A 22,182-nucleotide genomic window follows, 5' to 3' on the forward strand; every position below is an offset into this window, starting at 1 on the left:
GGGGAAGAATCGCGTTCCAACCGATCTTCGTGTCCGTACGCCTCCGTGGGCCACCTTCGGACGAGCACTCAATTACTATGCTACCCTTAAGCGTCGATGCGACGGATTCGAGGCGAGTCGGACGACTGTCGCTCCGGACTATCGGATCTATAATAATGGGATCGCTGTCGGTAGCTTCGGATCGTCAATGTCACGGAAACGCGCGACGCGACGTCGGTTCCTCGCACTGTCGGGTGCGGCCGGACTCACCGGTATGGCCGGCTGTGCGGATCGGCTCAAGTCGGCGTCCGAGGAAATCAACGGCGATTCAGCGGACGAACCCCCGGCCGGTTCGGACGGCTCGACGCCCGGACTCACGGACGGGATGCCGCCGCTCGAGACCGAATTCGACAGTCGAGAACGGTATCGCCAGCCGGGCGAAGCGCTCGACGATTTCGGTGATCTCGATGCCTGGACCGTCAGTCGAGGATCCGGCGAAGCGGACACGGACGTCGTGTTCGACGGTGAGCAGAGCTTCAAGCTCCAGTCGAACGGCAGCGAGAATATCGTCGCGGAGCGGAGCCTCGAGGGGGAAGACCTGACGGAAACGGACCTCTCCGTGATGGTCCGGACGACGACGCCCCAGAGCATCGCGATCAACCTGCGTCTCGTCGACCAGTTCGGCACCGAGAAGGTGTACTCGCTTCGGGAAATCAGGTACCGCGCTCCCGACATCGGCTGGTTCCGGACGAGTCCCGGCGTCTTCCAGCAGGACGAGGTCGGACCGTCGCTGGACTATCTGGATCGGCTCGAGATTCAGGTGCTCCACTCCATGCCGGAGGCGGAGGTCTGGGTCGACGATCTGCGGACCCACGAGACGCCCGACCAGGGGTACGTCATGTTGAGCTGGGACGACGGGATGCTCGACTACTACGAGACCGCCGCGCCGCTCCACGACGAGTACGGGTTCCCGGCGGTCCAGGCACCGGTGCCGCGGTGGGTCGAACAGGGACGAGCGGGAGTCATGTCGCTCTCGGAACTGCAGGAGCGCCAGGAAGCCGGCGATCAGATCGTCGTCCACGGGACGCACGATCCGATTCACGAACTCGACGACGAAGACGTACTCGAGGAACGGCTCAGGAACGACAAACGGTGGTACATCGATAACGGCTTCGAAGGGGCGAACTACATCGTCCATCCCCACAACAGTTTCGACAAGACGAGCCTCGAGCAGACGACCGCCTACCACTACTGTGGCGGCTTCAATCAGTCCGGGAGCGTCAACACGACGAGCGTCTACGGCTTCGATCCCCTGGCGTTGCCGCGGACGATCGGACACGACCTCGGGATTTCGAAACGGAGCGTCGATCTCGCCGCCCAGCACAACCAGTGTACGATCTTGAACTTCCACACGTTCGACGCCGACAACACGATGCCCGAGGGCGACTACGAGACGCTACTCGAGCACATCGACAGCGCCGACGTCGAGGTCATTACCTTCGACGACCTCTGGCGACTGCGAGCGGGCGACCGCTGATTTTCGGTTCCCGTCGGCGCCTCGCTTGCAGTCCGTGGACGACTCCCCGAAACGACCGACGCTCCGGTAGCGACGGCTCCCCGCTCACGAACCAGAAGCGATGGGGCTCCGTTCACGAGCTGGGAGCGTCGGTGGGTACCGGTGAGTGTCGCCACGGTGGACGGCAGGACTCGACGATCGAGTCAGCAGTTCGCCGAGAGCGTGATCCGATCGATATCGGTCGATCCGTCGTCGTCGACGACGCGCAACGCGACCGGATGATCGCCGTTCGCACCGATCGTCACTTCGATCGTCTCGCCGGCCGCCTCGAACGAGCCGTCGGCACCGACGCACCACTCGTAGGCCACCAGTTCGCCGTCCGGATCGCGCGACTTCGAGGCGTCGAGGGTGACCGTCTGACCCGGCTCGAGAACCGTTTCCGTCGCCGACGCCGGACGGGTCCCGATCCGTGCGATCGGCGACTCCGCCTCGGGGCTCTCGTCACCGTCCGCACCGTCGTCGACCGGCTCTTCGGGTTCGGGCTCGGGGTCCGCCGGCTCCTCGTCGACCGGTTCTTCGGACGGACTGCCGTCGTCGGCGTCGAGCAGGAGTTCGTCTTCGAGGAGCCGCTCGACGATCGCCGTGTGCCACTGAACGCGGGTCTCGAGTTCGACGCCGGTCGAGAGGGTCTCCGCCAGGAACCCATCGGCGTCCAGATCGCGGGCGGCCTTGTGGGCGAGCAGGCCCGCCGGGTCGGTGTCGGGTTTGGAGAAGGGACCGGTCTGGAACGCGAGAGCGGGATCGTCGACGTGATTTCTGGTGACGAAGTCGGCGGCGTCCGTCGCGGCGTCGGCCGCTTCGTCGCCGCTCGAGTGGAAGATCGCCTGTCCGACGCCGTCCGCGGGATCGCCCGCGTAGATACCCGTCGACTCGTGGAGATCGATCAGTATGTCGGGATCGGACTCGCTGACGACGTCCCAGAGTTCCCGCGCGAGCCGTGTGTCCGGCGTCTCCCCCTCGGGGAACTGGCGGTTGAGGTTGGTCCCCTCGTCGTCGTTTCTGGTCCCACGCTCGATCGCGACGGCGTTGGCCTCGGGAACCGTCACGAGCGTCCCGGCGTCGATCGTCAGATCAGCGATCCGACCTGCGGCCGCGTAGCCCGCGACCTCGTTCCCGTGCATGCCGCCGACGACGACGGCCGTCGGACCGTCCGCGCCCCCGGTCGTCACGGACACGGTGGTCTCTTCGTCCGTTCCCTCGCGAACGAGGATGGAGTCCCGATTGACGCCCTCGCCGTCGTTTTGCGCCGTGTTGCCAACGACGCTGGCGACGCTGGTGCTGATGAGCGTACAACCGGCTGTGGCGGCCAATAGAGATCGTCGTGAGAGTGTATCGCGTCTCATCCGTCAGTTCAGTCGGTGCCGGTCGGTTTTACTACCGATACGATAACCGGCGGAAACGGTCTCGTTCCGCTTTTGCAACGATCTGCGCCGCGAGAACCCGCTCACCGGGCGTTTCGGATCGGAACCGATCGGCGGCGAATCGGTGTACTCACCGGGAGAGTACACGCCGACCGACCGCCGTCGCGACGAGCAGGACGACGAGCGTCGCGACGACCGGACGTGGCCGCCGTCGAACACCGACACCGGCGACCCAGCCGACGCCGGGGTACGCCCGCGGCGACGCTGCGGCCTTGCGGAAGTGCCACGCGCCACGCAGGAACCGCCCCGCCGCGAAATACCGCTTCGCGAGGACGAGTTCGTGGCTCGAGCGGATCTCGTAGCCCCGGTCCTCGAAGCGATCGATCTCGGCCGCGTACGCCGAGCGGTACCGTTCGCTCGCGTTCGCGACGACGGCCGCCGACGGGTGACCGGTATCCTCGCGCCGGACGAGCACCTCGTCGACGTAGGCGAGTTTCCCCTGTTCGAGCACGCGCAGACAGAACTCCGGATCCTGGAACCGGTCGAGGTCCTCGTCGAAGCCGCCGGCGTCCCTGGCGACCTCGGTCCGGACGAGTAGCGTCGAGCCGGCTCCCGGCTGGACGTTGTCCGCGAGGATCTCGCCGATCAGTTCCTCGTTCCCCTCCCGCGTCGGTTCGTCGTCACCTCGAGCGAGGACGGCTGCGGCGGTCGAACGGAGCCGACCGGTCGTTCCGGACAGGTCGTACGCCGAATCACAGTAGGTCCCGACCCAGTCGCTCGAGCGATCCTCGAGGGCCGCAAGCTGGCGTTCGAGTTTCTCGGGGTGCCACTCGTCGTCGGAGTCCAGAAAGGCGACGTACTCCCCGCGTGCGTACTCCAGTCCCGTGTTCCGAGCGACGTTTGCGCCCCGATTGGTGGCGTGCACGACCGGTCGGACCCGTGGGTCATCGTAGGCCGCCAGCACCGAGTCGGTGTCGTCCGTCGAGCCGTCGTCGACGACGACCACCTCGAGGTCGTCGACCGTCTGCTCGAGCGCGCTGTCGATCGCGATCGGAAGCGTCGCCGCTCTGTTGTACGTCGGGATGATGACGCTGACGCGAGTCATTTCCCGGTACTTCCGGGTCGTCAAGGATTATTATCGCCTGAATAAGCGTCACGTCCCGGCGTCACCGGCCGACGACCCGACCGGTCGCCGCCGTGGCGTTCTCGAGCCACACGGCGAGAGCAGCGACGAACGCACTAACGCCCGTATAAGAAAGGGCGGACGGTTCGTCGACGCGGTCGATGACGAATCGAAACCGACGATCGTTCGTAACCGCGGTTGCAGCGGCGGGAACGCTCGGTCTCGCCGGCTGTCTCTCGCAGGTGCGCGAATGGCGCGGTGCGGGCGGCGAGCCGACATCGGTCCGGGCGGGAGACGAGTCCCCCGCGTCCGGAACCGGCAGCCGTCCGGACGGGCCGGGGAAATCGATCGACCGCTTCGAAGACCTCGACGAATGGACGGCGATGATCGACGCCGGCGAACTCGAGGTCGGGACGGACGACCCCTACGCCGGGTCGCAGTCGGCTCGCCTCACCGCCTCCGACGAGACCGACTACGCGGCCGTCTACAGGACCGTTCCTGACGGACTGGATCTGAGCGATCGGGCCCTCTCGCTGGCCGTCGCCTTCGACGGTCGCGACCAGCTTCATCTTACGCTCGAGTTGTTCGCGCCGAACTCGCGCAACGTACACGCCATGCAGCGGACGCTCACCGGACCGACCGATCGGTGGGTACGCGTCGACTTCGGTACCGACCGGATCGACGCCCAGCCGGATCTCACGGACGTGCGTCAGATCCGGTTGATCGCCCGCCGACGCGGTGACATGACCGGACCGATCGACTGCCGGGTCGACGACCTCCGGGCGGTCGATCGGCCCGAAACGGGGAAGATCGTGTTGCTGTTCGACGGGACCCTCGAGAGCCATCACGCCACCGCGTTCGAACGCATGGACGCGTACGGCTTCGCGGGCGTCGAAGCAGTCATCCCCGAAGCCATCGACGGCGACGGCAGGCTCTCGCTCGAGCAACTCGGCGAACTGGACGATGCGGGCTGGGACCTGGCGGCCCGTCCGCGAACCGGTTCGCGGTTCCTCCACGAGTTTCCGCCCGAACGGCAGGCGGAGTTGATTCGGCGGACGAAAGCGTTCCTCGAGGAGCGCGGCTTCGAGGACGGCGCGAGGCACTTCGTCACGCCGCGGAACGTGCTCGGGTCGACGGCCAACGACCTCGTCCGGGAGTATCACGACCAGGCCTTCCGGTTCGGCGGCGGCCCGAACGGGTTGCCGCTGACCGACCCGCACAACGTCGGGTTCTTCGCCGGCGATGCGGGCGACGAGACGGAAACGTACGTCGACTACGCCGCCGAGTACGACCAGCTCGCCGTCTTGCACTTCGAACACATCGGCGGGGACGGCATGAGCGAGCGAGCGTTCACGGCCCTGCTCGAGTACATCGACGGCCGGAACGTCGATGTCGTCACCGCCACCGAACTGCTGGAGGTCGCATGATCGCGACCGATCCGAACGCCGTCGATGCCAGCGTCGTCGATCGCGCCGCCGTGATCGGGGGTGACCGCTGATGTACCGGGGCGCGAGCGTCGGCGTCGTGATACCCGCCTACAACGAGGAGGGGTTCGTCGGCGACGTGATCCGCGGGATGCCGGCGTACGTCGATCGGATCTACGCGATCGACGACCGGTCGACCGACGGCACACTGAACGAAATCCTCGAGGCCGCGCGGACGGACGCGAGCGAGAACGAGGGCCCTGCCGGCGAGACCGTCGAGCGGCTCGCGGCCGACGGCGGTGCGTCCGCACTGGCGAGTCGGGCCACGGTCCGCGACGCCATCGGTCGGGTCGTCCCGATCGAGCACCGCGAGAACCGCGGTGCCGGCGGCGCGATCAAGACCGGCTATCTCGCCGCGCTTGCGGACGGGGTGGACGCGACCGTCACCGTCGACGCGGACGGCCAGATGGACCTTTCGCGGATGCAGCGACTCCTCGATCCGATCGTGGAGAACGAGGCCGATTACACGAAGGGGAACCGGCTCCTGTCCCGGGAGTACCGAGCCGCCATGCCGCGGTTTCGGTTCGTCGGCAACGCGACCCTGACGTTCCTGACGAAGATCGCGTCCGGGTACTGGAAGACGATGGACCCCCAGAACGGGTACACGGCGATCTCGCACGACGCGCTCGCGGCGATCGACGTGCCGGCCCTCTACGAGTATTATGGCTACTGCAACGACCTGCTGGTCAAACTGAACGTCCACGGAATGCGCGTCGCCGACGTGGCGATGCCGGCCGTCTACGGCGAAGAGGAGTCGAGTATCACGTACTCGCGATACATTCCGAAGGTGTCCCTGATGTTGCTACGCAACTTCCTGTGGCGGCTGCAAACGAAGTATCTCGTGCTCGACTTCCACCCGCTCGCACTGCTCTACCTGTTCGGCGCAGGGACGGCTGCGAGCGCCGTTCTCGGCGCGGGAACGTCGCTTGTTTCCGCGCTCTCGAGTGGCGACGTTCCGCCCGTTCGGAGCGCGACGAGTCTGGTGCTGTTCGTCGCTGGAACCGCGTTCCTCCTGCTCGCGATGGTGTTCGACATGGCTGAGAGCGAATCCCTCGAGACGCAGGTACGATAGCGTCGTGGGTCGCAGCCGTCGCGTGTTCCGTTCGGCTTTTCCCCCTAATTCACCCCGACGTAGCAGCGGTGAGAGCCCGCGTCGCGATGTCGTGATGAGTGTGATCTCGTCTCGCTCGAGCGACGGCTGCGAAAAAAGAGTGTCCCCCGGCCGAAGAACGACGACCCTCGATCCGTCTCGCGTCGGGGAGCGGTGCTCACACGCCGGGGTCGAGTACTCCCAGTGCGAGCCCCGAGACGAGTAGGGACAGCCCGGCGACGAACAGGAGGACCTGCAACCAATTACGAGTGGATCCATCGCTCCCGGCACCCGCGATTCGACTGGCGATCACGTCCGCCGTCGACCCGATCGGGTCCGGAAACGCCGACAGCACCTCGAACGGTTCGGCGGGATCCAGTGCACCGATGAGGAGCGCGAACGCGACGAAGATCGCGAACCCGACGGGCGGGACGACCGCGAGCGCGAGCCACGGGTTCGTGATCGCCGTCGAGAGGGCGACGATGGGAACGGCCGCGAGGACGGTCGTCAGAACCGAGCGTCCGATTCGGGCGTCGTCGAGCGGATCGAAGCCGACGAGTCGAGCGCTCCAGCAGTGGAAGACGAACATCGACCCGTATCCGACGCTGGTCGCGACGGCCGCACCCTGCATCCCGTAGCGCGGAATGAGGGCGACGTTGAGTACCAGGTTGATCAGCGCCGCGCCGCCGGTAGCCACGACCGGATACCGGAGCGTCCCTTCCCCCTGCGATACCGCGAGAATCGGTCGTGCGAGGGCGAAACCGAGCGCTCCGGGGAGCAAGAGCAACAGGGGCGTGATCGCCGGCTCGGCCTCGGTTCCGAAGTAGATCGGGACGGCGACGTTTGCCAGCGCTGCGAGCCCGACGGCCATGACGGCCGTCAGCAGAAACGTGTAGCGCGTCGTCCGCGAGGCGAGCGCCGAAATCTTCCCGTAGCGGTTCTGCGACCACAGCTCCGACGTCGAGTGGACGAAGACCGTCTGAATCGCCATCGGGACGAACCAGAGGAACTCGGCGAGCGTCAGCGCCGCCCGATAGTTCCCGACCGCCGCGTCCGTCCGGAACCGGTGGAGCATCACGATGTCGATGTGGTAGAGCGACATCAGCAGGAAGATCAGCGCGATACTCATCGAGTTGAACGCGAACATCTCCTTTCGGGGAAACCGCGCCGACGGCTTGGTGAACACGCACGACAGCGGAACCCGTCGGTGAACGAGGACGAGTCCGACCGCGGCGACGAGGACGCTCGCGAACACGTGGCCCGCGAGCGCCCCCATCACGCCGACGCCGACGTAGGTCAGCGGGATCGCGACCGCGACGAAGCCGAGTTTGTCGAGGACCTTGAGCGGTTCCGAGTACCGCTCGAGTCCGAACCCCATGAGCGTCTTCCGTGCGTAATCGCGAAACTGGGCCGAAACCACGAGCGCGGCGAGGACGTAGAAATACGTCGTCAGTTCGGACCCGAACACGAGGGAGACGATCCCGAATCGGGTCGCGACGACAAGCACGAGCGCGCCGAGAACGGCGAGGGAGACCGCCAGCCGGAAGTAGAAGCCGACGACGTGCTCGCTCCAGTTCGCCGCGGCGCGGTCCTCCGCGAGGAATTTCCGTACTCCGTCTGTAACTCCGGAACTGACGAAAATCATGTAAATCGCGAAGACGGACAGCAAAAACGCGTACTCGCCGAACGCCGATGCGCCGAGAAACCGGTAGAGCAGCGGCGTCGAGAGCGCAGTAACGACGAGAACGACGACCTTTGCGCTGACTACCGAGACGACGCCGCTCGCGATACTTCTGTTCACGGGTTCACCCCGAACTGGTCGAGTTGCCAATCGACAGCGTTCATCCCCGACGATCGGTCACGATCCGACGTACTCACTGTAGCAACACGGTGCGGACAGCGTGGCGTTATTATACGGAGGGTAAACGGGTCCGAAAGACGAATCTTTGGAGCGCAGTCTCCGATATCGACGACGCTGTGGGCTACTCGTAGGTGTTCTCCCAGGTCGTGACGCCGCTCGCGCCGAGGTCGCGAATCCCGTTCACCAGCCGGTTCTTCTTGAAGCTCGGATTCGTCGACGACGAGTAGAGACAGACGGCCTCGTGGCCGGCCGACGACTCGAGCGTCGAGTCACGGACGAGCGTGCCGGACCCGAGGTCGACGTACGGATACTGACTGGCCCGCAGTTCGCCCTCGTAGACGGTCAGATCCGCGCCCGTGTTGACGATGGCGTTTCGATCCACGCCGTCGCGCCCGCGCTGCGTGATGTCGACGTGACTGAACCGACAGTCGTCCCGTTCACAGCGAATGCCGTCGCGGAAGCCGCTGGCATCGCCAGCACGCCCCGAAATCGTGAGGTGCTCGCAGAGCACCTGTCCGGCGCTGTCGCTGTCCCGGATCCAGAGCGGATAGCCGCCCGCGGTTTCGTGGGTGATCTCCGTGTCGACGATCGTCGCCTCGCCGCACTCGGGCGAGAGGACGATCCCGTGATTCACTTCTCCTCCCGTGATTTGCAGGCGGGTATTCTCGATTCGAGCGCTTTCGCAGGTATTCATCACCGAGATCGCGTGGCTGGTCGGTTTGGGAGAGGTGATCTCGACGGCGGCACCGTAGACGTCGATGTTTCGGCCGTTTTCGATCCGAATGCCGCGCTGGGATTCGTCCTCCGGTCGGGTCGAATCGACTTCGACCGTCGGCCACCGAATTTCACTGTCCCGGCCGCCGACGCGAACGTTCGCACCGTTGCTGTTCCGGTAGAGGCCCCCGTTGACGACGATCGTCCCGTCGCCGCCCGCCGCGTAGAGACCGTTGTTCGGAAAGCCACCGAGCCAGCAGCGCCTGAACTCGAGCGTTCCCGCGTTTTGATTCGCTTCGATGCCGATCGGGCCGCGCCAGCGGTTGCCCGCGTTCGGCGTATCGTTCACCCACGCGCCGCCGTCCGGTGCGCGGAACCGTTCGACGATGCCTCGGCCGTCGGGGTCGGTGACGTTGAACAGTCCCGGCCCCCAGGTCCCGCTGTCGTGGTAGCCGTTGATCGTCACGTCGCGGACCTCGAGTCGGTCGTCGGCGTAGGCCTCGATCGTCCTGATCCCGGTGTCGGGTGCCGTCTGATCGACGTCGAACCCCTCGAAGCGGAGACGTCCCCCGGGGCTGTACGAGACACCGAGGCGGAACAGTCGATACTGTGGGCCGTCGAACTCGTGGTAGTTCGCCGGGATCAGCGTCGCGTTCTCGCCGACGACGCCGAAGTTATCGAAGCCCGTGAACCTGAACTGTTCGTCCATGTAATACTCCCCCTCGGGGAACACGAGCAGCGTCTCGTCACCGCGGAGTTCCTCGAGAACGGGGGTGATCGATTCGGTCCCGGTATCGTCCGCTCCCGCCTCGGTGACGTCCACGACGGTTTCGTAGTCGTCGTAGTAGTTCCCGTAGGGCTCCGAGGATGCACTGGCAGTCGAGGTCAGTCCGATTCCGGCGGCACACGCGGCCACAGCCCCTCCCATGAACGTCCGTCGCGATCGCGTCTTCGAAGCCGACTCGTCGAGAGATGATCGATCCGCGTTCCCACCGATCGTCCGAGAACGACGAGAAACGTCGCGATTCGACCGCTGCATACCACTTCGTTCCGACATTGAGATTCGTTTCAATATGAGTGATGATGGGGTCCAGTATCTATGGATTCGGATAGCAAGCTTTTAAGTTCGAATCGCCGGACGGCGCGGCCAGGGTGGCCACCACGTTCCCGATTGACGGAACGGTTGCACGAATCACAATCGGCTGCTTCGACCACAGTATCGTCGGTTTTTCTGCGTTCCAGACGTGAGCTTAGTAGCCTGTTAAAACCCTCGTATCCGGACTCAACCGTCCTTCGAGCGAGTCACCTACCGGGAGATTCGGGCGGCCGGTAGGGGAGTTGCGAGTCGGTCAGACTTACCCGTATTCGTCGGGTGTGCGATCGTTCTCGAGCGTCGTGGCGATCAGTTCGGAGACGGCCCGCCGAATCCGCTGGGAGACCGCCGAATCCGAGATCCCGAGCCGATCCGCGAGGTCGTCCTGGGTGACTCGCCGCGGCACCTCGAAGTAGCCGGCATAGTACGCCATCGTGAGGATCTCGTGTTGTCGTTCGGTCAGGGAGTAGGTCCGGTCGTCGGTCGCCGACGAGTCGTACAGCTGGGTCACGTGAAACGAAATGCCGCGGTCGCGACAGTGCGTCCGGAACGCGGACAGCGCGTCTCGATCGGGGAGGTGGATCCGTGCGATCCAGCCCCCGTCGCAACTCGTTACCGTGAAGACGAACAGCCCGTACTCGACACACCGATCGGGAACGATCTCGAGGTCGCTATCGACGGCGACGCGATAGACCGCCCGGTTCTCGAACGTCGCGACGCGAGACGGGTCCGAGACGGTCGGATCGGCAGCCATCGCGTCCTCGAGGACCACGTGCTCGTCGCTGAAGGCCGATACGAACTGCAGACGTCGCTCGGCGGTCGTCGTCCCGTATTCGTACCTGAGCGTCACGTCCGAACAGCGTTGTATCGTCGGGACCAACGGAAGCTCGTCGTGGACGAGGTGGACTGCTGCGATAAATCCCATTGCGATCTCGATGTCGTACTCCGTCGTCGGGACCGGTGGCCCATACTTATAGCGCGAATAAGCGGATTGCAGCGGCGCGAACCGATCCGGATCCTGCGGTCCGCGGTTCAGTTCATGTAGCCGAGGTCGGCCAGTCGGTCGGTGACGTCCTCGTCCGTCGCCGGTCGGGTCTCGTCGGCACCCCCCTCGTACGCTGGGTAGGACATCGGTTCGATCGAATCGACGACGGGAACGACGCTGCCGTCCATGCGGTCGCTGTAGGGGACCCCCATCGCGGCCATGATCGTCGGCGCGACGTCGAAGAGGTGTGCCCGCTCGAGCGCGGCGTCCTCGTCGATTCCATCGCCCGCCGCGACGAAGACGCCGTCGAGCTTGTGATTCCAGGGTTCGGCCGGGCCGAAGTAGTCACCCTCGCCTACCTGCTCGGAGAGCATGTGTTCGAAGTCAGCGGGAATCGTGACGATGTCGACCGTCTCGTCGATGTTGTCGCCGTGGAAGTACTGCTCGCGGGGCGCGACCGTCTCGAAGAACGGCTCGCCGTCGGGCGTCTCGATGGCCTGTAGCGTCCGGATGAGTCCCTCCCGGACCTCCTCGTACTCCTCGGGTGAAACGACACCCGTCGGGTCACGCCCCTCGAGATTGATTCGGACGCCGAGTTCGGTCCGCGCACGGACGTACGCTTCCGATTCGGCGAAATCGACCTGCTCGTTCGCCGTTCGAGAGACGCCGCTTGGCGCGTACTCGATCGCGAGGTCCGCCAGCCCGACCCGCTCGAGTACGGTCCGGATTCGACGGGCGGTGACACCGAATCGTGCGGCGACCGACGCTGTGCGTGCGACCATCCCCGGCTCCCACGTGTCGTACTCCTCGCCCTCGCGGAGGCGTCTGCGCATCGGCGTCCACGACGGCATCCCCTTCCCGCCGGTCGTCGTCTCGAGGTAGCCCATGTCGCGGAGGAACTCGTTGATCCGGAACTCGTACCCCTCGTACTCGCCCATTCCGTGGTCGCTCACCAGAAAGACGCGGTCCGGGTCGCAGTCCTCGAGAATCGCCCCGATCTGTTCGTCGGTCGCCTCGTAGACGCGATCGACGTGTCGTTGCTCGCCGCTGAACTCGTGAAAGACGGTGTCCGTCTTCTGGAACTGGACGAAGCCGAACTCCGGTTCGTACTCGCCGACGAGGTAGCGAAACGTCTCGCCGCGCAGCCGGACGAGTTCCCGATACTCCTCGATCTTCTCACCGTCGGAGAGCGAATCGTCGTCCCGCGTGTAGTTCGGATAGACGCGATACTCCCCGATCTCGTCGCGAATCTCGTCCAAGAGTCCGTCGGGGTGACACGGCGGGTCCTCGGGACCGAGGAATCCGGGAACCACCGCCCCGTCGAACTCGCCCGGGGGATGCGTGACCGGCGCGTTGACGATGACGCTCGAGCGGTCGTGGTGGTCCAGCAGCGTCCACAGCGGCTGCTCGCGGACGTCGTCGTTGCTCGTCACGTGCCAGTCGTACCCGTCGTAGCCGACGAAGCCGACCACGCCGTGTTTGCCGGGGTTGACCCCGGTGTAGATCGACGGCCAGGCGCTCGGCGTCCACGGTGGGATCTGTGACTCGAGCGGTGCGGTTACGCCCTCCGAACAGAGCCGCTCGATAGTCGGGATCCTGTCGGCTTCGAACAGTCGCTCGAAGACCGGCAGACACCCCGCGTCGATCCCGATAAGCAGTGTCTCCAATCCCGTCGATTCGCGTTCGGTACGTCCAGTCGATGTCGCGCCGTCACGGGGAAACGTCCGAGTCATCGGTTCATCTGTGTACTCAGTCCTTTCGTTCGACCGCTACCGATAGCCCACGGAAGCGGTATCGTTCGTTGCACCACGTATCTACACCCAGCGTAGCGGACGAAACACTTCATTATCGATCCGTTAAACGTAGCTGCCGGAACGCGGGTAATCCGCCAACTCGCGGCACAGAGCCCCCGGATCCACGACGGTACTATCCCGCGACCGATCACGTCCGAGCCGGGAGAACGGTCCGACGTCCGAACCGACGGTCACGGTCTGATTCCCGACACCGTTTCGATCGCGTTCTCGAGGAGTCCGATGGCGTCTGCCTCCAGGCGCTCGGCTCGAGACTCGTCTCGCGCTTCGGCCGTGAGGCGGACGACCGGTTCGGTGCCGCTCGCACGCAGGAGGACCCAGCCGTCGCCGACGTCGACGTAGACGCCGTCGAGCGTGTCGACGTCGTCGTATCGCTCGGTGGCACACTCGCGAACCCGATTCATCACGGCAGTTTTCTCTTCGACCGCGACCGACGTGCGACGAATGGGGTACGTCTCGACGTCCTCGACGAGCGACGACAGCGGTCCGCGGTCGGCGACGAGTTCGACGAGCTTGCACGCGGCGAGTGGCCCGTCCGGACACGGCGCTTCGTCCGGCCAGATCCACGCGCCGCTCGGTTCGCCGCCGAAGATGACGCCCGGCCGCGTCGTACGGTCGGCCACGAAGGTGTCACCGACCCGCGTTCGACTCACCGTCGCGCCGACGGCCGCGAGCGCATCGTCGACGGCCATGCTCGTCCCGACCGGCGCAACGACGCTGTCGCCGTCGGTCGCAGTTTCGCGCGCGAACAGGGCGAGAAGCACGTCTTTTGGAACGAAGGTCCCCGTCTCGTCGACGGCCAGCATCCGATCGGCGTCGCCGTCGTGAGCGATCCCGAGCCGCGCGTCCGTCGCCTCGACCAGCGCCGCGAGATCACCGAGCGTCTCTCGAGTCGGCTCGCTCGGCCGTCCCGGAAAGCGCCCGTCTCGCTGCCCGTTCAGCGTAACGACGTCGCAGCCGAGGTCCGAGAGCGCGCGTGCCGTGATCCCGCCGGAACCGTTCCCGACGTCGACGGCGACGCTCGGCGGGTCGGCCACCGAGACGGCTTCGACCAGTTGCGTTGCGTGCCGATCGATCGCGTCCGCAACCGGTTCGATCGAGCCCCCTCCGTTCCAGGGTCGCAGGTCGTACTCGTCCCGGTCGACGCGAGCGGCGATCGCGTCGCGCTGGTCGGGCCCGAACGCCTTCCCGGACGACGACCAGAGTTTGATCCCGTTGTCCGGTGCGGGGTTGTGAGACGCCGTGACGACGATACCCGCCCCCGCGTCCGTCCGTGAGACGGTCCTCGCGACCGTCGGCGTCGACGCGACGCCGACCTCGAGCACGTCCGCGCCACACTCTCGGAGCCCGGCGGTCACTGCATCGATCAGCATGGCTCCGCTCTCTCGAGCGTCTCGACCGACGACGACGCGGTCGTAGCCGTCGGACGCGACGGCGCGACCGATCGAGAGCGCCAGCGCAGCCGTGACGTCTTCACCCACCGTTCCTCGGATACCGCTTGTACCGAACATGGTCGCTGCATCTGATAGTGAATTGATTATTATAGAGTTATTAGAACGGGTCTAACGGCGGTTTCGCCGCAGGACCGGGACCCAGCGCTCTCATCGACTCTCGAGCGGTTCGGGTCCGACGCCGATCACTCGGTGGTGGTGAACAGGGGACTCGAGGCAGCGACCGACGGAACGCAGGACGAAAACGCGTTCACGCCGTCGGGACGCGGCGAGGATCGGGGTTCGATCGGGAGAAACAGCCATTCGGGCCTCGAGATACGAGACTCTGCGATCCGGCGTATCTGCGTGCGCGTCCACTCGGGCCTCGAGTGGACTGTGTCCGGGGACGTTACGATCGAATGGGTTCCGTATCGCCGAAAACAGAGTATTACTTCGAGTAATTATAGTCCCGGGCGGATTCGTGACAAAACAGTACGAATCCTATAGGTCCAGTAATAGCGGGGCTTTAGTCCACGTGAAGTGAACCAGTAGACATGGTTGAAATCCCAAGAGATGAACTAGATGCAGAGTATGGATACCAACACGATTTCGCAAACAAAGTGGAAGGATGTGTGGGTGGCCAAAAAGAAGGTCAACTATGGAAGGTTTGTCGGGAAATCGAAACCACAATCCACGAGACTGACTCTGAGACAGCAACTGTTATTCTACAGGTGACAGAGAAAAAGACTATCATTGAATCTCCCGACCAACTGGGACCAGAAGACGATAATACGGAGACTGTGGAGTACCCGGAGTTAGTGGAGTTCCAGCATTCTGAGGTCCCCCTGTACAATGCCGATGCAAAACCACAGAAATTGGCTCAGTCGGACGATGACTGGCCATTTGCAGGCGAAATGCTAGTTCCGCTTGTCAAAGACTGGCACGAAGAGAGCGCCCTTCGAATTGACACTTCTGATATAGAATAATAACCCTCTCCCGGCCTATTATTTGACTTACACGAGATTGGCAAGGTTCGAAATAATAGTCGAGCTGGCAGACCTCGGCGGTGTTCAGATAAGGATGAAGGATGAGGCGGTTCGTTTTCTGAGTGATCTATGCCCGAAAACGACCGCCTCAACGGTTGTTTAGACGAGATCAACTTAGAGTTTGTTGAACGAGAAGCGACACCGCGATTGCTGATGAAGCGGCTGCGTTGAATCACTAGATGGCGTCGGGGAAGGTCAGTAAATCGAAGGAGTTGAAGCGGGAAAATTTGGTTGTCCATGACACAAATCTCCCGCTTCACCGAGCGTTGCGTCTCGATTGCACAAAGAGTTACGGGTGAACGAGGCGAATCCGCCGCCCCGACTGGTGGCGGCGGATTCGCCGACTATGCCCTCATTTCGCTGCATTGCCTCCGGATTTACCTCGATACGTCCTACCGGATGACGATCGATCTGTTGAAGGAAATGCCGCAAATAACAGGGGATATCGGCCTTGACGTGGCCGATCTCCCCGCTCCATCTACGCTGTGTAAGGCGTTTGATCGGATCGAAATGAGTGTCTGTCGAGTGCTACTGCACCAGTCGGCGCAGTTGCACAACCCCTCTGAACACGCTGCTATCGACGCAACATTCTACGAACGTGATCGTGCGAGCCGCCACTACTGCCACCGAACCAATTACCGCGTTCAAACGCTCAAAGTTACAAAACTCGTCGATACAGCAACGCAAGCTGTTCTCGATCTTCACTGCTCAACGACGTTAGAAGGAAGCGACGCAGACCTCGCCGAGCAGATCGCCCGCCGGAACGCGGGCGATCTGCGATCCCTTGCCGCTGACAAGGGCTACGATAAGCAAGCGCTCCGCGACCAGCTCCGCAAACTCGACATTCGCCCGCTGATCAAACACCGGATCTTCGCTCCCTACGATCACGCTCACAACGCTCGTATTGACGAAGATCGGTACGCTCAGCGATCAATGACTGAAACCGTGAACCCCGCCATCAAGCGCTCGCTCGGCTACGCCGTGCGAGCGCGTACCTGGTATCGAGAGTTCCGTGAAATTACCCTGATGTGTATCGTCTATAACATCAAGCGGGCTGTCAAACAGTGAAATCCACCGCTGTATGGCGATTCAACACAGCCGATGAAGCTCAGTATTCAACTGCACCTCGCTGGACTTTCGCTTTCGAATACTGTCTCTGTTCTTGAGGTATTCGGTGTCAAACGCGCTCGGTCTACTGTTCACAATTGGGTACACAAGGCCGATCTACAGCCCGAATCTGGCCGGTGTCCGGATCACGTTGCGGTTGACGAGACCGTGATCCGACTGAACGATGAGCAGTATTGGCTGTACGCCGCAATCGATCCAGAGACAAACGAATTGCTCCATACAAAGCTTGAACCGACAACAACGAAGGTTCTCGCTCATTCGTTTCTTACGGAACTATCCGAGAAACACAACGTCTCTGACGCCGTGTTTCTCGTTGATGGGTCGCACTCGTTACAAGATGCATGTCAGCGCCACGGCTTCGATTTCAGATACGAAAAGCATGGAAATCGAAATGCTGTTGAACGTGTCTTTAGAGAGATAAAACGACGAACACTCTGCTTCTCAAACTGCTTCAGCAACGCCGAAGCAGAAACTGCCGACGACTGGCTCAGATCGTTCAGCTTCGCATGGAATCAGCTTATCTGAACACTACCCAGACCTCCGACCAAATATTCAAGTAAAGAAATCTCGTCGCCGCTGATATGTCCGTAAACGACCCTCACAATTTCAGCGAACGCCTCGACCGACTCCTGTTGGAGGACATCCCTGAACTCGAACACGAAATGGACGAGATACTCATAGAGACATACGTCGAGAAGCTCAGAGACGACCACGCAGAAGGGACGCTATACGGGAACGCGATGAAGGTGAAGACCATCATGGAACATATCGACGGCCCGCTCCTCGACTCCACCACGCGTGACATCGAACGCGTTATCAAGAAGTTAGCCCGCGACCGCGACTGGTCCACCGGCACCAAACGGAACTACGGGAAGGCCGCCCGCGCCGTCATCGGCAAGGTCCCAGAGAAAGACGACGAGTACAAATGGGACTTTAGCGCAAACCCGGGATACATCTCCCTCGCGTCCTCGAATTCGCAGAGTAAGATTGGCGAGGAGGACGTATTCTCCCGCGAACAGATACGGATTATGGTCGAAGAAACCGCCCGGAACGAGCGGGATAGAATGCTGTATGGGCTCCTCCTCGACATGGGACTCCGCGTCGGGGCTATCTGTACCCTCCGGGTGAGAGACTACGAGTTCGATGAGACCGACAAGGTCGGCAAGCTGGAGATTAACCCTGATGCCATCGGAACCAAGGGAGCAGGGGGGAACAAACAGGTGACAACTTGGTCGACGCCCTACATCCAACGCTACCTCAGCGGCGACCACCCGCGGCCGAACAACCCGAACGCACCCCTGCTCCACAAGCACACCTGGGACGAGGATGACCCAGATGACGACGGGTCGTTCGACCCGCCGGTCGTCCGCAAGCGCCTCCGCCGCCTCACCGCTGACCACGATGAGATACCGGACGACAAGATGAGCCCGCACACGTTCCGGCACACCGCGATTACGCTCTGGGCCAAACGCGGACTCTCAGACCGAGAAATCGTACACCGAGCGGGCTGGAGCCGAGAATCGGGGCAGCTCGAAAGATATGAACACCTGACGGACAAGGATGTGAACGACAACATCCTCCGAGCGCACGGTATCGAACCTACCGAAGAGGAAATGCCGCTACTGGCCGACTGCCCCACCTGCGGCATGACGGTGGAGCCAGCAATGTCGTTCTGTGCAAATTGCGGCCAAAACCTCAACATCATCCGTGAGAAGCCGCAATGGTTCGAGGACATCCGAGAGGAACTTGGAGACGACGACGACCTCGTACAGTACTTCCTCGAAAACCAATACGAACTCAAAGAGGACCCCATCGAGTTACCAGCGAACCTGTACAGTCGACTGCAGACCCGCCTCGACCGGCACGTCCAAGAAACAGGCGACCCTGTAATCGGGGAGTCGTTCATCCACTCGCGCGCCCCGGAGGAGGCAGTCCTCGAAGGACTGGAAGAGGCCATCGACGACTTCGAGGCGGAGGGGCACGACCCAGACCTTGACGGCAAGACGGCAGAAATCAACCTTGACAACTGTACGTACAGTGTACCGGCGGAAGATGTGTGGGACATCCGTGACGAGATTGTGGATTTCAACAAAGTCACTGACACCGAGTTCGTCGCCATCGGTGAGGACGGGTCCGCACTCCGGGTCATTACCATCCTCGAAGAGCGGCCAGCAGGCGCGGACTGAGACAGACAAGGAGCGGGGCCGAGCAACGAGGGAACACCCGCTCCCACCGGCGCTGGTGGAGAGTTGCTCCCACTGGCAGCGGCGCAATAGAAAATTTGTTTTTTCGGCGGGTTGACGGCGGTCCGTTTCGCCGCGGAGATTGTCGCAACCTACGAGCGGGCTGTTTTCAGCGGTTTCAGCGGCTGCGGTCGCACCGCTCTGCCGCCGCCACCGCTACCCTACTATACCCTATCTCTAACTAATTAACACTAAACCTTCTACTTACTACCCCCCGACTGCCGCCAACTCACGTAGTAGCGTGAACAGACATTTAGGGAAAGGGTGAGTATATCTCAGAAAGATGATTGATTCGACACTGTACGTCGAGGACGACGCCGAGCGCAAACAGCCGACAATGGTCAAGTGGGCGGTCGACGCTCTCAGCGGCGATAACCAACTGACGAAGGGGCTCAAGGCTAATGAGGCGATTCTCTTCGACCCAGAACACGACGGGGTTAGCGACGAACTGACCCTCGTTGAAGAACAAACTGTCCGGTCGATGGAACGCTCTGCTGGCCGACCCCTCCGCGACCTCCTCGAAAAAATAATTATTGAGTCGGAGGAGCGCGGCCGGCGAATCCTCCGTGGGACTTGCTCCCTCGAAAACCCGAACGAGAGGGTACCGCGTGTGTCTGTCTATCTCATCATGGACCACATGCCGGACGGCCGCGGGCTAGGAGATGCCATTGCCACATCCCTCGCCCGCCTCGTCGGCTCCCCGTGGAACAGCCGCTCCGACCGCATCCACGACCTCCAGCGCTTCCGGGAGATGATTGAGGATGGCCTGGACGCGGTAGCGTACGAGGACAGCGAATTCCTGCGAGCGGTCGTCGAGGGCGAGAGCGAGCATTGGGACGTTAGCGAGCTGCACCACCTCGTCCACGACCGCGAGTTCTGGGAGCGGGATGACCTCACGGTTGAGATGCTCCGCGAACACCCAGACCGCATCCCCGAGGGCTCCAAGCGGCCGGCCGCGCTGGAGACCGCGCTCTGGAACTCGGAGAGAGGGTGGACAGATGACGAGATTCTCGACCTCATTGACGAACTATGGTCGCCGAAGACCCCGTCCACTCGTAAGGGTTACCTCGAAGCCATCTCCTACGAGCCGGAGGAAGTTGACCTCATCTCGATGGTGGACGAGAAAGTTGGGGAGGTGGTCTCCTCGGTTGAGGATGACGACCGGTTCCACGAGGAGAAGGCGTACGACGAGCTGGGAACCTACTGCCCGCCCGCAGAAATCGAGTCGTGGAAGGTTGCTGGCCTATCGGGTGACCCAGAGACTATGCTCCGGCGCGTCGACCGAGCGACGGTGGTCACCGAGGAAGAGGCGAAGCAGGCAATCTCCTTTCTGGAGTCCAAGTTCGAGAGTGACCCGAACTGGTCGCTGGTCGAGGAGGCGCAGGAAGAATTCTCGAAGAAGATGATGCAGCTGCGGGTTAACATCAGGGACGAGTTCTAACTACTCGTCGGCGATTGCGCGGTCGACTTTGTCGAGACCGCCCGGGGTCTGGAGCGGGCTGGCCCGGGTCGCCAACCCCCATGTTTCGCCAGGGTGGTCGCATGTACCAGACCCATACGAGCTACGTGGGGAAACATGGGGGAGACCCCCGCTAACGACACCCCTCTTGTGGGGTCACCGGTTAGAGAGCAGGTTACCCTGGGTGCGTGAGGGAAGAGTGGAAGGGTACTGTAAGTGCGAGGGCCGGTTGGCGCGTCCCGACCAGTGAGGCGAGCGGGCTGCAGGGAGCTCCTTTGGGGTCTTGTCAGACAGGGACAAGTATGACTCAGAGAGTTGGCCGGTCTCTGGATGTGAAGTCTCAGGCGTTCCTGCGGGTGGTCTATGCTGACGGCGGGCGCGCGGATACAACGCAAATCCGAAAGAAGACCGGTATGGACCAGGGCGAGCGAGATTATCGGTTTGGGAAGCTTGAGGGACACGGCCTCATCGACATCGAGAAAATGGATGAGAATGAACCGTTTGACGGCCCGAACCCGCCGAAGGTGGCAGTCCTCACTCCGGCGGGGGAGCGGCATGTAGACGAGGGCCTTTCTGACGCGGCGGATGAACTCATCGCTGAACACGAGCAGGATGACCGTGTTGACGAGCTGGAAGAGCGGGTAGATATGTTGGAGACGCAGGTCCGCGACCTCCGCGACGATGTGGACACGCTAGAAGAATGGCGCGACCGCCTCGGCCGCCTTCTGATGGAAGGGGATTAGCAGAACATCCTTTTTGGGGGGCGTCTAACCCGTTTTTCAGCACTTTATGGTATACTATCGTATAATAAAACCGATGGGGTCCAGTGCCATATTAGGGTGTGGGTTTTCAGGGAAGGAACATGACCATTCCCCGCGCCCCCGTACGACCGTCCGTCCGCACGGTCACATGACCGCGTGACCGTTCACTCGACCCTTTCCTGGACCCCAGGCAATATGTAGAGGTTATCTCGTGCTCTCTGATAGGGCATGAAGACCAACCGAGACAAAATCTGGAACGCTACCCTCGAAGAACTCGTCGCCCGGGGACGGTTCAAGGCCATCGACATAATGAGCAAGCTGGATATGGACGAAAGCCAGCGCCAGACCGTCCGCCGAACGCTTAACGCCCTCGAAAAGGACGGCTGGCTCGAACGGGAGAGTAAGCAGTCCAGCATCTGGCGACTTGGCTGGAAGGGCCGAATGCTGCTCAACGTATCGGAAGAGACAATCGAACGGGCGCGCGCCTAACCTAGTCATATCTGTGCATCGCTACTTTTGCCACGGGGATTAGTCCTATTTCGCCAGCAAACGCTCCATAATCTATGCCATATCGAGCGATGACACTGGACGAGGAGCCTTTAAAACCACATGATGTCCCCAAAGGGGAGAGAGTCTATTGCCCCGAGTGTACTGCCCCGATGTACGTCAGAGACCCAGATGGCTGCGACAGACACTTTATGCATGTCGAGACTTCAGACCATTGGAGAGCAGTCCGCGAGATAACATCGGAGATGAAAGACCTACTTGGAGTCGATTTTCAGGTTGACAATATCATGCTGGGCAACCGACCTCAAATCGGAGATAGATTCCCGGATGCGGTCGCCAATTTCGCGCGGGAACGGGATGGTCTCGGCCGCGGAATCGCCGTCGAGTGCGCAATCTACAACCATAGGTCAGACGCAAAAACAGAAGAATATCTGAATGCAGGGTATTCGGTGCTCTGGATAACTCGGGACGACGAGGGGACTGTTATTGAGGAGGTAATCACTCCACAGTAACGTAGGCGCTCTGAACTGT

General features: G+C 62.4%; 17 protein-coding genes and 2 pseudogenes. 12 read left to right on the forward strand and 7 right to left on the reverse strand.

The genetic code is table 11. The features are described from left to right. Positions 1-187 precede the first annotated feature (187 nt). Positions 188-1,516 carry a polysaccharide deacetylase family protein gene (locus tag CP557_RS03265; protein WP_097378586.1) on the forward strand — a complete coding sequence of 443 codons (1,329 nt, stop codon included), beginning with the start codon at positions 188-190 and terminating at the stop codon, positions 1,514-1,516. A 182-nt stretch (positions 1,517-1,698) separates the two neighbouring features. Here the strand turns inward: CP557_RS03265 and CP557_RS03270 are convergent, their stop codons facing one another. Next, positions 1,699-2,898 carry a PKD domain-containing protein gene (locus CP557_RS03270; RefSeq protein WP_097378587.1) on the reverse strand — a complete coding sequence of 400 codons (1,200 nt, stop codon included), beginning with the start codon at positions 2,896-2,898 and terminating at the stop codon, positions 1,699-1,701. Between the two features lie 148 nt (positions 2,899-3,046). Continuing rightward, the gene (locus CP557_RS03275) at positions 3,047-4,021 is read right to left on the reverse strand and encodes a glycosyltransferase family 2 protein (RefSeq protein WP_097378588.1); all 975 of its coding nucleotides are present in this window, start codon (positions 4,019-4,021) and stop codon (positions 3,047-3,049) included. Between the two features lie 179 nt (positions 4,022-4,200). Between CP557_RS03275 and CP557_RS03280 the strand changes: the two genes are divergently transcribed. Both CP557_RS03280 and CP557_RS03285 read left to right on the forward strand, forming a co-directional pair. Continuing rightward, positions 4,201-5,466, forward strand: a complete 1,266-nt coding sequence (locus tag CP557_RS03280) for a polysaccharide deacetylase family protein (protein WP_097378589.1) — start codon at positions 4,201-4,203, stop codon at positions 5,464-5,466. A gap of 70 nt (positions 5,467-5,536) precedes the next feature. After that, a complete protein-coding gene (locus CP557_RS03285; protein ID WP_097378590.1) occupies positions 5,537-6,595 on the forward strand; it encodes a glycosyltransferase family 2 protein in 1,059 nt (352 codons plus the stop codon). A 196-nt stretch (positions 6,596-6,791) separates the two neighbouring features. Here the strand turns inward: CP557_RS03285 and CP557_RS03290 are convergent, their stop codons facing one another. From CP557_RS03290 to glmM, 5 genes are all read right to left on the reverse strand, one after another. Further along, on the reverse strand, positions 6,792-8,414 hold the full coding sequence (locus CP557_RS03290) for a flippase (protein WP_097378591.1): 1,623 nt from the start codon (positions 8,412-8,414) through the stop codon (positions 6,792-6,794). Between the two features lie 181 nt (positions 8,415-8,595). Then, a complete protein-coding gene (locus CP557_RS03295; RefSeq protein WP_245852880.1) occupies positions 8,596-10,116 on the reverse strand; it encodes a right-handed parallel beta-helix repeat-containing protein in 1,521 nt (506 codons plus the stop codon). A 427-nt stretch (positions 10,117-10,543) separates the two neighbouring features. Further along, positions 10,544-11,206, reverse strand: coding sequence for a helix-turn-helix domain-containing protein (locus CP557_RS03300; RefSeq protein ID WP_097378592.1), 663 nt, complete (start codon positions 11,204-11,206; stop codon positions 10,544-10,546). A gap of 107 nt (positions 11,207-11,313) precedes the next feature. Then, the gene (locus CP557_RS03305; RefSeq protein WP_097378593.1) at positions 11,314-12,999 is read right to left on the reverse strand and encodes an alkaline phosphatase family protein; all 1,686 of its coding nucleotides are present in this window, start codon (positions 12,997-12,999) and stop codon (positions 11,314-11,316) included. A 251-nt stretch (positions 13,000-13,250) separates the two neighbouring features. After that, entirely contained in the window at positions 13,251-14,588 is a 1,338-nt protein-coding gene (glmM, locus tag CP557_RS03310) for a phosphoglucosamine mutase (protein WP_097378594.1), read from the reverse strand. Between the two features lie 473 nt (positions 14,589-15,061). Here glmM and CP557_RS22060 point away from each other — a divergent pair, with 473 nt between their 5' ends. From CP557_RS22060 to CP557_RS03355, 9 genes and pseudogenes are all read left to right on the forward strand, one after another. Continuing rightward, positions 15,062-15,493, forward strand: a complete 432-nt coding sequence (locus CP557_RS22060) for a hypothetical protein (RefSeq protein WP_143825022.1) — start codon at positions 15,062-15,064, stop codon at positions 15,491-15,493. A 129-nt stretch (positions 15,494-15,622) separates the two neighbouring features. Continuing rightward, positions 15,623-15,712: pseudogene (locus CP557_RS23565) on the forward strand (IS6 family transposase); the annotation flags it as partial. 78 nt (positions 15,713-15,790) lie between these two features. Next, the gene (locus CP557_RS03325; RefSeq protein WP_097378597.1) at positions 15,791-16,621 is read left to right on the forward strand and encodes an IS5 family transposase; all 831 of its coding nucleotides are present in this window, start codon (positions 15,791-15,793) and stop codon (positions 16,619-16,621) included. 33 nt (positions 16,622-16,654) lie between these two features. After that, a pseudogene (locus CP557_RS03330) lies at positions 16,655-17,206 on the forward strand (IS6 family transposase); the annotation flags it as partial. A 56-nt stretch (positions 17,207-17,262) separates the two neighbouring features. Further along, positions 17,263-18,867, forward strand: coding sequence for a tyrosine-type recombinase/integrase (locus CP557_RS03335; RefSeq protein ID WP_097378599.1), 1,605 nt, complete (start codon positions 17,263-17,265; stop codon positions 18,865-18,867). A gap of 340 nt (positions 18,868-19,207) precedes the next feature. Then, positions 19,208-20,365: a hypothetical protein gene (locus CP557_RS03340; RefSeq protein WP_097378600.1), complete on the forward strand. Its 1,158-nt coding sequence runs from the start codon at positions 19,208-19,210 to the stop codon at positions 20,363-20,365. Positions 20,366-20,685: 320 nt separating this feature from the next. Further along, entirely contained in the window at positions 20,686-21,126 is a 441-nt protein-coding gene (locus CP557_RS03345) for a hypothetical protein (protein ID WP_143825023.1), read from the forward strand. 246 nt (positions 21,127-21,372) lie between these two features. Next, the gene (locus tag CP557_RS03350; RefSeq protein ID WP_097378602.1) at positions 21,373-21,633 is read left to right on the forward strand and encodes a helix-turn-helix domain-containing protein; all 261 of its coding nucleotides are present in this window, start codon (positions 21,373-21,375) and stop codon (positions 21,631-21,633) included. Positions 21,634-21,722: 89 nt separating this feature from the next. Next, the gene (locus CP557_RS03355; RefSeq protein WP_143825024.1) at positions 21,723-22,163 is read left to right on the forward strand and encodes a competence protein CoiA family protein; all 441 of its coding nucleotides are present in this window, start codon (positions 21,723-21,725) and stop codon (positions 22,161-22,163) included. Positions 22,164-22,182: the final 19 nt, after the last annotated feature.

Source organism: Natrinema ejinorense, assembly GCF_002494345.1.
GTDB lineage: Archaea > Halobacteriota > Halobacteria > Halobacteriales > Natrialbaceae > Natrinema > Natrinema longum.

What these genes read in the sequence shown, in the direction of transcription:
- CP557_RS03265 (WP_097378586.1), top strand. Translation starts at nt 188, where the DNA reads ATGTCACGGAAACGCGCGACGCGACGTCGGTTCCTCGCACTGTCGGGT.
- CP557_RS03270 (WP_097378587.1), bottom strand. Translation starts at nt 2,898, where the DNA reads ATGAGACGCGATACACTCTCACGACGATCTCTATTGGCCGCCACAGCC.
- CP557_RS03275 (WP_097378588.1), bottom strand. Translation starts at nt 4,021, where the DNA reads ATGACTCGCGTCAGCGTCATCATCCCGACGTACAACAGAGCGGCGACG.
- CP557_RS03280 (WP_097378589.1), top strand. Translation starts at nt 4,201, where the DNA reads ATGACGAATCGAAACCGACGATCGTTCGTAACCGCGGTTGCAGCGGCG.
- CP557_RS03285 (WP_097378590.1), top strand. Translation starts at nt 5,537, where the DNA reads ATGTACCGGGGCGCGAGCGTCGGCGTCGTGATACCCGCCTACAACGAG.
- CP557_RS03295 (WP_245852880.1), bottom strand. Translation starts at nt 10,116, where the DNA reads ATGGGAGGGGCTGTGGCCGCGTGTGCCGCCGGAATCGGACTGACCTCG.
- CP557_RS03300 (WP_097378592.1), bottom strand. Translation starts at nt 11,206, where the DNA reads ATGGGATTTATCGCAGCAGTCCACCTCGTCCACGACGAGCTTCCGTTG.
- CP557_RS03305 (WP_097378593.1), bottom strand. Translation starts at nt 12,999, where the DNA reads ATGACTCGGACGTTTCCCCGTGACGGCGCGACATCGACTGGACGTACC.
- glmM (WP_097378594.1), bottom strand. Translation starts at nt 14,588, where the DNA reads ATGTTCGGTACAAGCGGTATCCGAGGAACGGTGGGTGAAGACGTCACG.
- CP557_RS22060 (WP_143825022.1), top strand. Translation starts at nt 15,062, where the DNA reads ATGGTTGAAATCCCAAGAGATGAACTAGATGCAGAGTATGGATACCAA.
- CP557_RS03325 (WP_097378597.1), top strand. Translation starts at nt 15,791, where the DNA reads ATGACACAAATCTCCCGCTTCACCGAGCGTTGCGTCTCGATTGCACAA.
- CP557_RS03335 (WP_097378599.1), top strand. Translation starts at nt 17,263, where the DNA reads ATGTCCGTAAACGACCCTCACAATTTCAGCGAACGCCTCGACCGACTC.
- CP557_RS03340 (WP_097378600.1), top strand. Translation starts at nt 19,208, where the DNA reads ATGATTGATTCGACACTGTACGTCGAGGACGACGCCGAGCGCAAACAG.
- CP557_RS03345 (WP_143825023.1), top strand. Translation starts at nt 20,686, where the DNA reads ATGACTCAGAGAGTTGGCCGGTCTCTGGATGTGAAGTCTCAGGCGTTC.
- CP557_RS03350 (WP_097378602.1), top strand. Translation starts at nt 21,373, where the DNA reads ATGAAGACCAACCGAGACAAAATCTGGAACGCTACCCTCGAAGAACTC.
- CP557_RS03355 (WP_143825024.1), top strand. Translation starts at nt 21,723, where the DNA reads ATGACACTGGACGAGGAGCCTTTAAAACCACATGATGTCCCCAAAGGG.